Origin of the sequence: Arenibacter sp. 6A1, assembly GCF_012272855.1 — a bacterium.
In the GTDB taxonomy this organism is placed as follows: domain Bacteria; phylum Bacteroidota; class Bacteroidia; order Flavobacteriales; family Flavobacteriaceae; genus Arenibacter.
Window position 1 is genome coordinate 176,888 of record NZ_JAAXCQ010000002.1, and the last position, 14,317, is coordinate 191,204.

At 42.6% G+C, this 14,317-nt stretch carries 12 protein-coding genes and 1 tRNA gene; 8 read left to right on the plus strand and 5 right to left on the minus strand.

Annotated elements, in window-relative coordinates:
• Nucleotides 1-2 precede the first annotated feature (2 nt).
• Complete coding sequence (locus tag HCG49_RS02230; RefSeq protein WP_168467935.1) at nucleotides 3-686, plus strand: hypothetical protein; 684 nt, start codon at nucleotides 3-5, stop codon at nucleotides 684-686.
• Between the two features lie 3 nt (nucleotides 687-689).
• Here HCG49_RS02230 and pth read toward each other — a convergent pair whose 3' ends face one another.
• The 3 genes from pth to HCG49_RS02245 all read right to left on the minus strand — a co-directional run bounded on the left by pth (nucleotide 690) and on the right by HCG49_RS02245 (nucleotide 2,975).
• On the minus strand, nucleotides 690-1,319 hold the full coding sequence (gene pth / locus HCG49_RS02235) for an aminoacyl-tRNA hydrolase (protein WP_168467936.1): 630 nt from the start codon (nucleotides 1,317-1,319) through the stop codon (nucleotides 690-692).
• Between the two features lie 75 nt (nucleotides 1,320-1,394).
• Nucleotides 1,395-1,994: a 50S ribosomal protein L25/general stress protein Ctc gene (locus tag HCG49_RS02240; RefSeq protein ID WP_168467937.1), complete on the minus strand. Its 600-nt coding sequence runs from the start codon at nucleotides 1,992-1,994 to the stop codon at nucleotides 1,395-1,397.
• 39 nt (nucleotides 1,995-2,033) lie between these two features.
• Nucleotides 2,034-2,975, minus strand: a complete 942-nt coding sequence (locus HCG49_RS02245; protein ID WP_168467938.1) for a ribose-phosphate pyrophosphokinase — start codon at nucleotides 2,973-2,975, stop codon at nucleotides 2,034-2,036.
• A 158-nt stretch (nucleotides 2,976-3,133) separates the two neighbouring features.
• Here HCG49_RS02245 and HCG49_RS02250 point away from each other — a divergent pair.
• Nucleotides 3,134-3,214: transfer RNA gene (locus tag HCG49_RS02250), tRNA-Leu, on the plus strand.
• Between the two features lie 225 nt (nucleotides 3,215-3,439).
• Here HCG49_RS02250 and HCG49_RS02255 read toward each other — a convergent pair.
• Nucleotides 3,440-4,426 carry a transposase gene (locus HCG49_RS02255; RefSeq protein WP_168467939.1) on the minus strand — a complete coding sequence of 329 codons (987 nt, stop codon included), beginning with the start codon at nucleotides 4,424-4,426 and terminating at the stop codon, nucleotides 3,440-3,442.
• Nucleotides 4,413-4,766 carry a transposase gene (locus HCG49_RS02260; RefSeq protein WP_168467940.1) on the minus strand — a complete coding sequence of 118 codons (354 nt, stop codon included), beginning with the start codon at nucleotides 4,764-4,766 and terminating at the stop codon, nucleotides 4,413-4,415. Before HCG49_RS02260 ends, HCG49_RS02255 begins: the two co-directional genes overlap by 14 nt.
• A 316-nt stretch (nucleotides 4,767-5,082) precedes the next feature.
• Between HCG49_RS02260 and HCG49_RS02265 the strand changes: the two genes are divergently transcribed.
• From HCG49_RS02265 to HCG49_RS02290, 6 genes are all read left to right on the plus strand, one after another.
• On the plus strand, nucleotides 5,083-5,400 hold the full coding sequence (locus tag HCG49_RS02265) for a T9SS type A sorting domain-containing protein (RefSeq protein WP_168467941.1): 318 nt from the start codon (nucleotides 5,083-5,085) through the stop codon (nucleotides 5,398-5,400).
• A gap of 134 nt (nucleotides 5,401-5,534) precedes the next feature.
• Nucleotides 5,535-11,861 (plus strand): FG-GAP-like repeat-containing protein, encoded by a 6,327-nt coding sequence (locus tag HCG49_RS02270; RefSeq protein WP_168467942.1) that lies wholly within the window; start codon nucleotides 5,535-5,537, stop codon nucleotides 11,859-11,861.
• Nucleotides 11,862-11,864: 3 nt separating this feature from the next.
• Nucleotides 11,865-12,209, plus strand: a complete 345-nt coding sequence (locus HCG49_RS02275; protein WP_168467943.1) for a hypothetical protein — start codon at nucleotides 11,865-11,867, stop codon at nucleotides 12,207-12,209.
• 46 nt (nucleotides 12,210-12,255) lie between these two features.
• The gene (locus tag HCG49_RS02280; RefSeq protein ID WP_168467944.1) at nucleotides 12,256-12,594 is read left to right on the plus strand and encodes a hypothetical protein; all 339 of its coding nucleotides are present in this window, start codon (nucleotides 12,256-12,258) and stop codon (nucleotides 12,592-12,594) included.
• Nucleotides 12,595-12,926: 332 nt separating this feature from the next.
• Nucleotides 12,927-14,030 (plus strand): RHS repeat domain-containing protein, encoded by a 1,104-nt coding sequence (locus HCG49_RS02285; protein WP_168467945.1) that lies wholly within the window; start codon nucleotides 12,927-12,929, stop codon nucleotides 14,028-14,030.
• Nucleotides 13,993-14,295 carry a hypothetical protein gene (locus tag HCG49_RS02290; protein WP_168467946.1) on the plus strand — a complete coding sequence of 101 codons (303 nt, stop codon included), beginning with the start codon at nucleotides 13,993-13,995 and terminating at the stop codon, nucleotides 14,293-14,295. Before HCG49_RS02285 ends, HCG49_RS02290 begins: the two co-directional genes overlap by 38 nt.
• The last annotated feature ends 22 nt before the right edge of the window (nucleotides 14,296-14,317 follow it).

Consider the following 14,317-nt stretch of genomic DNA (forward strand, 5'->3'; position numbering starts at 1 on the left):
AAATGAAACAAGGATTTCTCCTCATATTGACTTGGTTTTTTATCAGTTGTGGTGGTAACGATGCCCCAAAGCCACCAGATATCGCTATGTTGGTTTTTCCTGAAAAAAATTCGGAATGCACTACGGGCATTCCTATAGTTGGAAGCAATTCTTCTTTGGTTACCTTTAGATGGCAAGCCTCGAACAATACGGAATCTTATACCTTACGGGTAACGCATTTAAACCTTAACACTACCGAAACAGTTGTAGTTACCGGCACCACCAAAGATTTACCTCTAGAAAAAGGAGCTCCCTACTCTTGGCAAGTGATTTCTAAAAACACTGTGGTTCCAACCACCGCCATTAGTGAAACCTGGTTTTTTTATAATGCTGGTACCGATACTTCCCATGCGCCATTTCCTGTGACCATAACCGCCCCTAAATCGGGAGCTACAGTTCTTAAGGATATCAATAATCAGGTTTTATTAGCTTGGGAAGGCGCCGATATTGACAACGACCTTGAGGGGTATGATGTTTATTTTTCAACGGTAAATCCGCCTCAAACCTTAGCAGCAAAACTAAACGCCAACAGTCCACAAATAAAGGTTAATGTAGCCGCGGATACCGTTTACTATTGGCAAATAGTAAGTAGGGACCAAGAAGGAAATACGGCCACCAATAGTATTTCAGAATTTAAGGTACGCTAAGCTTTAGGTACCGTTAAAATGGTTCATGGTACGGTTAACCCCTGCCAAAACAAAGGAACGGACCAATTCAGTACAGCGATTAAAACGGTCTGGAAAAGCCGCCTTTTCTTCATCGCCCCATTCGCCTAGTACATATTCTATCTGCCTGCCTTTTCCAAAATCGGCACCGACACCAAACCTAAGCCTATTGTAATTGGTAGTTTGTAACAATGCCTGAATATCTTTAAGGCCGTTATGTCCCCCATCACTACCTTTGGTTTTTAGGCGTAGAGTACCAAACTCAAGATTAATATCGTCTGTAATCACCAAAAGGTTTTCCAAGGGAATATTTTCCTTGTCCATCCAATATTTAATAGCTTTTCCGCTCCTATTCATATAGGTCGACGGTTTAAGACAAAGTATACTTCTACCTTTTACCTTAAAGCTACCTACATCGCCCAACTTCACTGTTTCAAAAGCAAAGTCTTCTTCTTTTGCCAAGGCATCCAAAATTTTAAATCCAATATTATGCCTAGTTTCGGCATATTCGGGCCCTATATTGCCCAAACCTACAATTAAAAATTTCTTCATGATATTTGGTTCATCCAATGTAGCAACCTCCTTTTTAAAAAGCGAATTCAAAAACTGGAACATACTACTATTTTGGAATTAATTTAAATAGAAAAGCATCTGCCTAGGCAGATGCTTTTACAGTAATTTCATAAAAGACTATTCAGCAGCAGCTTCTTCAGTCTCTTCTTCATCCTCATCTGCAACAACCATGTTACGAGAAGCTTTAACCTGTACTACTACAGTATTTTCTGGGTGAAGGATAGTAAACTCATCTTTCAACAAAGATGCTACAGAAATATTACCACCGATTTTCAATTTAGAGATATCTACGTTAAAGAAATCAGGCAAGTTAGCAGGCAAAGCCTTAATGCTAAGTTTTCTTTTTCTAAATAACAATCTACCACCATTTCTAACCCCTGGAGAACTTCCTAAAAGTTTAACAGGAATATCCATAGTCACTTCTTTGTCTGGGAACAACTGATAGAAATCTACGTGTAGAATCGCATCAGTCACAGGATGAAACTGAATGTCCTGCATAACTGCATCCAATTTAGTTCCATTCTCCAACTCAACCACAACAGTATGTGCGTTAGGAGTGTACACTAAATCTTTGAAGGCTTTTTCTTCTGCTGTAAAGTGTAATGGCTTTTCCCCTCCGTAAATAACGCAAGGAACCTTTCCAGCATTACGCAAGGCTTTTGTTGCTTTTTTGCCCACGCTTTCTCTTTCTGATCCTTTAATTGTAATTGACTTCATTATATATTAAATATTAATTAATAAACTTATTTATACCCCTTACATTAGAAACTTAGAACTAATAGAGGTGTTGTTGTGTACTCTTTGCATCACATCGGCAAACAATTCTGCACAACTGATGACCCTAATTTTCTTGCTTTCTCTTTTAAGCGGAATAGAATCGGTAACGATAAGCTCTGTCAGTTGAGAGTTTTCTATTCTTTCATAGGCCTCCCCTGAGAGTAGCGGATGGGTAGATATTGCTCTAACACTTAGGGCTCCTCTTTCCATCATTAGGTCTGCAGCCTTGGTTAAGGTTCCGGCCGTATCGACCATATCGTCTACCAAAACAACATTTTTGCCTTCTACCTGACCAATTAGCTCCATATGCGAAATGGTGTTGGCAACAGCTCTTTGCTTATAACATACCACTACATCGCAATTTAGGGCCTTAGAATAGGCATATGCTCTTTTAGAGCCTCCCATATCTGGCGAAGCAATCGTCAAATTAGGAAGATTAAGGCTTTCTAAATACGGTAAAAACAAAGTAGAGGCGAATAAATGGTCTACTGGCTTTTCAAAAAATCCTTGGATCTGATCGGCATGTAGGTCCATCGTAATAATACGTGTTGCTCCCGCTGCCTCTAACATTTTAGCGACCAACTTAGCGGCAATCGGTACTCTTGGCTTATCTTTTCTATCCTGTCTAGCCCAACCAAAATATGGCAAAACGGCCGTAATGTGTCTGGCCGATGCTCTTTTGGCGGCATCTAACATCAACAACATTTCCATTAGATTTTCAGAACTTGGATTGGTAGATCCTATAAGGAATACACGCATTCCACGTATAGATTCTTCAAAGGACGGCTGAAACTCTCCATCGCTATAGCGCGAGAAGTTTATTTTACCTAACCTAGTTCCAAAGGATTCTGCAATTCTCTCAGCTAACCCTGCACTTTGTGTACATGTAAAAATCTTAGGTTCCGGTACTTGGTATGACATTGTTAATGTATTGTTTTCTAGTTTATTGAGTATCCCTTCTTCTTAGGAGGTGCAAATTTATAAATTTATTTGGGTTGCTAAACTATAAATCTTTTTATTTTTTTTATTTGATAATTGAAAATAATGTTTACTTTTGCAGTCTCAACGACAAGTTAGTTGCTCGAGTGGCGGAACTGGTAGACGCGCTGGATTCAAAATCCAGTTCCTTTGGAGTGTGGGTTCGATTCCCACCTCGAGTACGAAAGGCTTTAACGGAAATGTTAAGGCCTTTTTTTATTCCCAGGTACAACATAGGTACAACAAATTAGAACCTTTACTTTTAATAGAGCATCAACTTGAAATATGGCAAATATAATATTCCCCAAGAGGGGACTTTGTATGGATCAAGTCAAAAAGTTGTGGGATTTTGTTTTTAAGCAAAAATATCTAAGAGTCTAAAAAGGGATCATGGCCAATTATTGTGTTTATGCAAAAATTGTGGTTAATCTGTAAAGGAAGAATTCTACATTTTTTACCCCTCTGAACTGTGCCCTGAACGCTTTAATTTTTGCGTTGAAGGATTCCGCAGAAGCATTCGTACTTCTATTTATAAAATAGTTTAGGATCGACCTATAATTGAGCGATATCGTATTGGCTATGGTATTGAAGGCCCTAAAGCCTGTGTTCTGTACATCTTTGTACCAATGTGCCAGCTTTGTATATGCAGATTGTATAGAAGCTGCCGTATTGAATATGTTCCTGAGCCCCTGTACTAGGTCGAAGGCTATCTTTATGTCGGGATATTGGGCGAACAATATTTTACTTCTTTCGGATTGGTTCTGCGTCCAATTGTTTGGTGATTTGTAAAGTAGGTACCTACTTCTGGCTAAGAGTTGTTTTCTGGTGTCCCCATTGCTAAACTCTTTTGGGACGAATGTCCCGTTCTTTGTCCTGGCCTCTTTAATCTGTTGGTTCTCTTGGTCTATGGCCTCCCATCGGTGTTTGATCCGGATGTCCTGAAGGGCCTCCAGTGCCAGTTTTTGCACATGGAACCTGTCCGTTACCTGTATCGCCTTTGGGAAGCAGGTCTTGGCGATGGTCTTCATGGAGTTGGCCATATCCAGAGTGATTTCTTTGACCATGGCCCTTTTCTTGGCCGATATCTTTAACAGCTGCTCTATAATCGGCCCTACCTTGGTACCGGAGAATATGGCCACTATGGACCCTTTCTTGCCCTTGGCTTTTTTATTGGTGATTATGGTGTAGAGTTCTCCTTTGGAGAGTGCTGTTTCGTCAATGGACAGATAAGGCCCTATGTTTTCGGGGAATATAAGCCATTGCTTGGCATGGGATTTCTCCTTCCACTGCCTAAAATCGCTTAGATAATCCCTAAACTGTCGCTGTAGTTTTTTACCGTTTACCCCATAGAATTGGCCGATGGTATGACAGTCATTTGCTTTAGTACTGACCAAGTACTTTTAAAAAAGCAGCGAACTCTACGGTCATACGAGTTCCCTGGGCCACCAACTCCCAATCTCTTTGCACGGCTTGCCCCGTGGCCTTGTCCAGCCAACGGCGGCGCTTAATGTGGAGAAAGACCGACTTTCCCCGTAATGGGAAATCCTGGACGACGATCTCCTTATGAAATCCATGGCCTATTAAAATGCGGTGTTTTTCTTCTTTAGGGGTATCCTCTTTTTCTTCAAAATATAAATGAAGCGTACCATCTTCAGTTTTATGGGAAACTAGTTTAAAGTGGGTTATTAAAAGTTCCGGCAGTATAAGCTTTAATAGGTCGATAGATAATTCCAATGCTGTTCGTTTTACTGCAAATATCGAACTCCTATTTCAATTCACACACAACTTTTGAGCTTGATCCCTAAAAAGGAATCGCTATTTTAAATTTAACACACTTTTAACTTAATTAATAAGAAAAACTAAATAATCAATCAAATTTTCACATATGTTTGGTAGGTAAACTCTTCGTATGAAAACATTTCTACTTACGTTAGTATGTATAGCAGTAACACTTAATGTGTTTGCACAACAAAAGCTTAAATTCACATATGACACGGCGGGGAACCAAATCCTTAGGGACAGGGTATGTCTAACGTGCTTAAAGGCCGTTATGCCTCAAAATTTAGATTCCCTATTTGTGGATTCAATTGATGAATTGGGATTGACTGATATTTTGGATTTTGAAATGACCGCGTATCCCAATCCTGTAACGGAGACCCTGTTCGTGGAATGGTTTCCTAATGAACGCTTAAAGCCCAGGGAGTTACAGCTGTTTACGATAGATGGCAGGCATCTGTCCACCATACCTATCCATACCGTGCGAGGGGAGCAGCCCGTTTATTTTAAAAATAATCCCCCTGGTCTTTACCTGCTCAAGGTACTCTTCGAGAACGGAGAGCGCCGGACCATTAGAATAGTCAAAAGCTGAACCGAAGGCCAATATCTCCCTAATAATAACCCAACCAATAAGTATGAAATGTCCATTATCAATTTGTTGCCAACCAACCGATATTATAACGAGGACATTACATCTGACCTTTGAAAAACTATAAGTATTAACAGATGAAAAAGATTTTGATCTTCTCCGTATTCTCCATAGGTTCTTTTGGAGTATACGCCCAGACCGATTACACCGAAATCCCTTTGGAAGCGACCCCTATTACGGTTATCGAACGCACCGAAGATAAATCGCCCCCTTCAATGGAATTGGATATGGATGCGAACATGGAAGCAATGGGCTCTGGAGCCGGAGGTTCCGAAATCTCGGAAACTACTGGGGACCTTTCCGTTTCCCTTACTGGAGGAGCCACCTATTCCGTCCCCATCAAGGTGCCGCCGGGAATCAACGGGATAGTACCTACAATCGCACTTTCGTATAACAGTCAGGGCGGTAATGGTATGGCCGGCTATGGCTGGAACGTTTCGGGCATTTCAGTGATCACACGGATCCCCTCCACCAAATTCCACGACAATAACATCGATCCGGTCGATTTTGACAGTGCGGACCGTTTTGCATTGGACGGGCAGCGATTGGTATTGAAGTCGGGTACCTATGGGGCCAGCGGGGCGATCTATGAGACCGAGAACTTCTCCAATGTGAAAATAGTTTCAAATGGGGTTTCAACTTATGGGTCGTCATACGGGCCTCTTTCCTTTACGGTCACCTATCCAGATGGTTCCGTGGCCAAATATGGCAATAGTACCGATAGTCGATCTAGAACAGATTATGCCATTACCAGTTGGCAGGACCCGCAGGGCATTATGGTTAATTATACCTATACCGCGGCGAACAATTCCTTGAGCATAGCTTCCATAAAATACGGACATAGAACGGGAGGTACCGCTCCGAACGAGATAGCCTTTGTCTATAAGTCCCGTAAACGTCCCGAACAGTCCTTTATCGGGGGTCAGGATTTTCGAAGGAAGACCATCCTTTCCACGATCAATGTGAAGACAGGGGCCATAGGCTATCGCAACTACTTGCTGGCGCATAATTTCAATACCCTCGGATTTGAACGGCTGACCAGTATCACTGAAAAGAGCGGGGACAATTCCCTTAGTTTTAATCCGATCAGCTTTAATTATAGCGATTCCCCAGCAAGTCTGGGTGCCTCAACAATAACTACCAGTTTAACAGTAAGCAATATTGAAAAGCGAAATGCGCATATGGTTCCTTTGGATTATACCGGGGATGGGAAAATGGATTTTATCGTTTATCCCAAAAATAGGAGCGAACGTACCAAATTTTGGATCTTCCAGGAAATCCAATCGGGGAACACCAATATTGGCAGCCAAGTAAGTACCCCTATTTTTGAGACTATGTTTCCAATAGCCTATCTTGATGGGGCCAATAAATTAGCCAAGGCCCAAGGTTTCGGATTGGTTACCCATACTGGTACCAATGAGGTACGATTCAAGGTAAACGGACAGAGCACTTATGCACCTGCCGCCCAGTATTATGAAAAAACTTGGAACGCTCCCAGTTATACCCCAAAATACGATTGTACAACCAGTCGCAACCCGGAAAGGGTACCATTGAACTATATATCAGGGGATTTCAATGGTGACGGGCTTACCGATATCATAGCAATAGCCAATCCCTACTCTTACGAAACATGCTACCCTATACTTCCAAGGCCAGGCGAATCCTGTGGTGACTGTTGTAGATGTGAAACCACCAACGTACCCGATTCTAAGGTTTATTTTATAAATCTAGATCGTAGGATATCTACCGGATTTACCAATCAGGCGGGCACCCTGGAGACGGCCCTTCAATCGGACCATCGTTTGCTTACCGCAGATTTCAACGGTGATGGAAAAACGGATATATTACACGTTACATCAGGAAAGATAGATGTCTACACACTGAATTCGGCCAACGGCTTGGTGCGGTTATGGTCCACTACGGACTCTCGTATTAGAACGGACTATCCCTTATATCTGGGAGATTACAATGGGGACGGAAAGACCGATTTTATGATGCCGACGGCCAATAATAGCGCTACGTTTGCCCTCTTTCTTTCTACTGGGGTCCAATTTTCCCTTAAGATACAAGTTTATCCCTTTACGTATAAACAATATAGTATAGCAACAAGTCCGATCAATTCGTACGACCTTATTCCAACCGATATCAATGGCGATGGGCGTACCGATATCCTGGAATACAAAACCACCACCCATAACGGTGGTGCCAACGGATCCCAAACGGTTGGGATGTACTATAATACCTTTTCTACGGTGAGCGAAGTTACCCCGGCATTCAGCTTTATTAAATCGGCCACAAAGACCGGGACCTTGAATCACCTGCCCATCCCTGTTTTCCTATCTCCGGCCGACCGATCGAACAATAATCTTGATTTTGTAACGATCAGTAATAACACCTTGTGCAATTTTACCTTTGGGAAGGACAATAGGGAGGATATGCTTCTCCGTTCGATATCCAACAAAGGAACTACCCATAACATAACCTATCGCGAACTTGATCCCCATATTCAGGCGAGCGATACGTATGCTTTTTATGAGACCCGATCAGATCAGGTATATCCTTTTGTGGATATTGATGTGGCCAAGGGAACCAAGTTGGTAGCCACTCTTCAACGTTCGGTGAGCGGAACCACTACCATCAAGCAACATTTCGCCTACCAAGGGGCCGTAGCCCATGCCGATGGTCTCGGGTTCATGGGTTTTACAGGGCTTGCCCGCAGCGATTGGAGCACCCAGGATTCGGACCGTATCTGGAACATTACCAAGCACGATATCGCCAAACGCGGAGCAGTATCCAGCAGTTATTCCATGGCCAATTATTTTACTCTTAATTCCATACCCCCGGATTATATCGCAAAGACTACCTATGTGAACGCCTCTTCCCTGGCCGCCAACAAGGTATTCAAGATCAGCAATACCTCCAACCTGGTACAGAACGGTCTGGACGGTACCGCTACCACCACCAGCTACCTCTACGATACGTATAACAACCCCACCAAGATTACGGTGGATTATTCCGGGCAGGGTAGCAGTGTTACAGACCTTACCTATGGCAACAGTACGGGCGCTACCTACTATATCGGGCGGCCCCTTACCAAAAAGAACACAACCACCATAGGTGGCAATGCCTTCTCCACAGAGGAAAACTATGTCTATTCAGGCTACTTGGTAACTACAAAAAATACAAAGGGGAACGGCACTGCCTTTGACTCGGAGACCTATACGTATGATGTCTTTGGCAATATAAAGACAAAGACCATTACGCCGAACGGGGAAACGGCACGACAGCTAAAGTACGATTATGACACTTCCGGTAGGTATTTGGTAAAAAGCTATGATGTGGAAAATCTGGCCACCTCTTATGAATACAATACCACCACCGGCACCTTGAAGAAGGAGACGAACCCCTTCGGTCTCGTTACCCAATATTTATACGATACTTGGAACCGGCTCACCAAGGTTACTGACTATCTGGGAAAGAACGTCAATACCACCTATGTGGAAACCTACAACACCTATACCGTGACCGTTACCGCCGATGACGGCAGCAGTACCATTACCGTATATGACCCGCTCCAAAGGTTGGTCAAGGAAAGTAAAAAGGACGTCTTGGGACAATGGGTGAACAAAAGCTACCAGTACGATAAGTTCGATCGGGTGTGGAAGGAGAGCGAGCCCTATATAGGTACGGCGGCAAGTCAATGGAACACCACCGAGTACGACCTGTACGGCAGGCCCAAAACGTTGACCTCCTATACGGGAAAGGTTACGAATATCAGCTATTCCGGACAAACGGTTACGGTGAATGACGGTACCAAGACCGTTGCCACTACCAAGAACGCCCTAGGGAACGTAACCCAGGTTACCGATCCGGGCGGCACCATCGCATACACCTATTTTGGCAACGGGGCCATGAAGTCCAGCACCTATTCCGGTATCGCCCAAACCATAGAACAGGATGGCTGGGGAAGAAGGACAAAATTTATAGATCCTTCCGCTGGGACTTATACCTATGCATACAATGGTTTTGGAGAGCTCACCGAGGAAACCACCCCAAAAGGGGTTACCGATTACACCTATAGTACCGTTGGCAAGCTAACCCAAAAAAAGGTGACGGGCGATGCCAGCACCAATATGATCATCAACTATACCTATGATGCTACCAGCAAGTTGCCTACGAGTATTGCCCTGGCCACCAATGCCGATGGCAATACGGGGACTACCACTATTGCCTATGACAGTTATAAGCGGGTAACCAGTACCATTGAGACCAACTCCCATGCCAAATTTACCAAATGGTTTACCTACGATGCCTTTGGGAACGTGGCGACCGAGGAAAGTGAGGGCCGATTATTAAGTAATAACAAGTTCAGTAAGATCAAGGTAAAGAATACCTATGCCAACGGGCAGTTAAAGAACGTGAACGACTTTGCCACCAACGAAGAACTTTGGAACATAACCGGTCTCAATGCTCGTGGGCAGGTGACCACCTCCACGATGGGAGTGGCCGTAAAGCGTACCAATACGTATGATACCTATGGATATCTTACACAGGCCCTTGCTCAAAAGAACGTAACCACCTCTCCAGTAGAGCTGATGAAGCTCAGCTTTAACTTTAATGTGCAGCGGGGCATCCTCAACAGTCGCACCAACAGCCTATTTGCCTGGACGGAAAATTTCACCTATGATTCCCAGGATCGTTTGCTCAGCTTTAACGATAATAACGGGGCCAAGAACCAAGATTACGATAATAAAGGACGGATCAATACCCTCTCCAACTTAGGAACCTTTACCTATAACAGCACTAATTACCAGAATACGGGATTGACCCTGAACCCTACCGGAGAGAGCTATTACAACAATTTTACTACCCAGACCATCACCTACAATGCCTTTAAGAGCCCCGTGGAGATCCATGAGAACGGAAAGGACCGGATCGGTTTCCAGTACAATGCGGGCATGGGCCGTGCCACCATGTACTACGGCGGTACCCAGGCCACCAAGGAGGACCGTCCCTTTAGGAAGCACTATTCCCAGGACGGCAGCATGGAGATCAAATGGGAGAAGGCCACGGGAAGGACTACTTTCGTTACCTATGTGGGCGGGGATGCCTATTCCTCGCCGGTAATCTACCATTCGGATCAGGGCAGTACTACTACGGCCCAATACCTGTACCTGCACAGGGATTATTTGGGCAGCATCTTGGGGATAACGGACAAAAATGGTACTTTTAAGGAGAAGCGGCATTTTGATGCCTGGGGCAATATCGTTAAATTGACGGACGGGACCAATGCGGCACTGACGAAATTCGCCGTCTTGGACCGTGGCTATACGGGGCACGAGCACCTGCAGGAAGTAAACCTGATCCACATGAACGGGCGGCTCTACGATTCCATGCTGCACCGTTTTTTGATGCCCGATAATTACGTGCAGGACCCATTTAGTACGATGAGCTTTAACCGGTATTCATACGTGCTGAACAATCCGTTGATGTACGTGGATCCTAGTGGTGAGGCTTGGGAATGGATCGCTGTAGGGGCCGTCGCAGCTGTGTACGCCATATTCAACGTAGTTAAAACGATACATGAGAAAAATCAGTACGAAAAGAACTTGGCCAAAAATGCTCCTGAAAATCAGGTTCCAACACCATCCAGCGGGCAGAAAAGTTCGGAAAAAATCTCATCGAGCATAATGCCGGATCTTCCCGATGCGTATAATATAGAAATGCCTTTGGGAATAAGTCCGAACGATTGGATAATTGGTAAAAATGGCCAATATGTTTGGGACGGCACAGTGACATCCTCAGTAAACACTCCTACCGGTTTTAAATACGTTGGGGCATCGATAAATGACGTTTCTTCACATTTTGAAAAAAACAATCCAATATCAAGTATATTTTCCAATCCAAAATTTGGAGAAAACAGAACAGTTTGGCCGGGAGAGATTTTAGCGAACCCAAAAACAGGAATGGATAGCTGGGCGGAATCAAGCAATATTTTTACGCAAGGGTTTTATTCGATCGCCAATTCCATTTCAATAGTTGGCCAGTCGTTGAACCCGTTTGACAGCCAAATAACAACTCTTACAGGACAAGATCGAACTGGGATGGACAATTCAAGGTATGGTGTTGAGGTTGCGACAACTCTTCTTCCTGTTGGTTCTACCAAAATAGCGATGGGGCCATTAAAACAATGGCTAAGATATGGCCCTTCCTATAGTCAAAGTTTGGGTGCCCAGACTTCTTTATCATTAAGATGGGGGGCTTCCCCTGTCAATAAGGGTAAGTATTTGAATGAGATACCTAGCCAAACGTTTAGAGATTATAACCAATGGTTCAGGAGTCGAAAAATACCAGGAAAGTCATGGAGGGTACAAGATCCGGGACATTACCACATAAAGAGATGAGTTATGATTTATATTATTTTTGAGAATCCACAAGAATCGAGAGGGCAAAATAAAAAATCTATTCTTACAAGAATTATTTCATTTTTTATTCCAAGAGCCAATCCTGATTTTGATAATCTTATAGGACAGACACGTTTTTGGCTTTTGGAATTTGATGATGAAGAATCAATTCCAAATCGTGAAATCGGATTGGCTATGGATGGGAAAGTTTTGTTAAAGATGCCTTATAAGAATAATTACGGATACTGGTTGGATAATCGTTTAACCTATAGTGATATAAAAAATTCATTTACAATTAATAATATTTCTAAGGAATTTTTTGAAGAGAAATGGAATAAAATGAACTAAGTATAAAAATGCACAATTGCCACTTTGGAGATTATATTAATGGATTATGATAACTTACCATATCTTTGATTCGGCAGATGATATAATTCGAATCATTTCAAACAATAATGAAATTAAGTATCCTCTAGATATATCTATTAAGGGATGGGAAGATGGGGATTATTTTTTGGAGATTTGCATGAATGATGGAGGTATTAGTAAAGAGGAGGAATCTTTCTTTAAGCGACTACCTTTAATTGAAAAAGTAGGTATTGAGCAGTTTAAATCTTTGTCCTCTTTTATGGAGTCCAATCCATTGCTCAAATCAGTGGTAGGAAATGTGATTTACCACTATGATCTTCACATTTGGTATGGGAAGGTTCTTTTATTACCGATGCCATTCTAATAAAAAGAAATTTTTTTAAGAATGATTATCACAATTTATTAATTGATTCCCAATCCTTCAATAATACAAATGATGATTTTGAGAAAAAGATAGAAATATTAGCACAATTATGCGGACAAAAGCTTTCTCAACTTTTATAAAATATAAAGGGTGAGAAATGCAGATTAATATAATTTGGAACGCCCGTTTCCGTACGAATCCTGTCGTGTGGTAAAATAGACCTCCGCTAGCGCAAGCAGCTTGTACTAAATTTATTTCAGCATCACGCTTGTGCCTACAGGGGTAGGCGGACGGCCTGACACATAGAAAAGTTCTTTGAAAAAGCGATAACAATGCTTCTTGACAGCTCTAACCGGAGCATAAAATTAACTGACGGGAACAATGTGGCCTTGACAAAATTTGCTATCTTGGACCGTGGCTATACGGGGCACGAGCATTTGCAGGGCGTAAACCTGATCCACATGAACGGGCGGCTCTACGATTCCATGCTGCATCGTTTTTTGATGCCCGATAATTACGTGCAGGACCCATTTAGTACGATGAGCTTTAACCGGTATTCATACGTGATGAACAATCCGTTGATGTACGTGGACCCTAGTGGTGAGGCTTGGGAATGGATCGCTGTAGGGGCCGTCGCAGCTGTGTACGCCATATTCAACGTAGTTAAAACGATACATGAGAAAAATCAGTACGAAAAGAACTTGGCCAAAAATGCTCCTGAAAATCAGGTCCCAACACCATCCAGCGGGCAGAAAAGCTCCGAAAAAATCTCATCGAGCATAATGCCGGATCTTCCCGATGCGTATAATATAGAAATGCCTTTGGGAATAAATCCACCCTTTGACAGGTACAAAATGGATTCCGATGGTAATATTTCATATTATGATAACAAAGGAGGAAGTGAAGTAGATTACCTGATGTTCGGGGAAGAAGAGATTAGGGTGAATGATAGAAGTATATTGCCACAATTAAAAGATCGAACTATTTGGGGAAAAGATGATTCCAATAGACCAAAGCAAGGACATTACGCCATAACCAATAATATTAACGAGGCACTTAAACTATACGAATGGATTGGAGCCAGATCTTCCTCTGAATGGTCCTTTGCTGATGCGAATACAGATACCGGGCGTATGGCCCTCATCGGTACTTTACACGAAAAATCAGCCGGTGTAGCTCCTTATCCCAATAAAGGAGGTTTTGGAAATTTTACGATCAATCGTTTCTCTCATTCCCACCATGGTACTTCATGGGCGGATTTTAACTACTCGTTCAAGGATGCGAAATACATGAGAACTTTAAATCCAAAGGCCAAGTTCGACCTTTATGCCCCATTGATTACAAAAAAAAGATACAATGAACATGTTAAAAGCAAACCTGGTTATAAACCTATTGATTATGAGCCGTCTAAATTTATTCCTATTATTACTGATTAGCTCTTCTATTGTACATACCTCATGTGAAAAGCAGAAAGATTTTATGTCGATTTTTGAGGAAGTACTCAATTCCGATAACTTGTTAGTGGATAATGAATTTGTGGATAGGTTTGAAGAAAAACTATTGGAGAATTACCCAGATCGAGGTTTGGTCATAAGGGAGATCAACGATAGACTGGTGCCTACATTTGAGGATTTTTCCGATATTGGCGGAGGGGATAAGGGTAACTTTGTAATCTTTATAACAAAGGATTTTTTTTGGTAAATTATCAAAGTGACAAGATCGA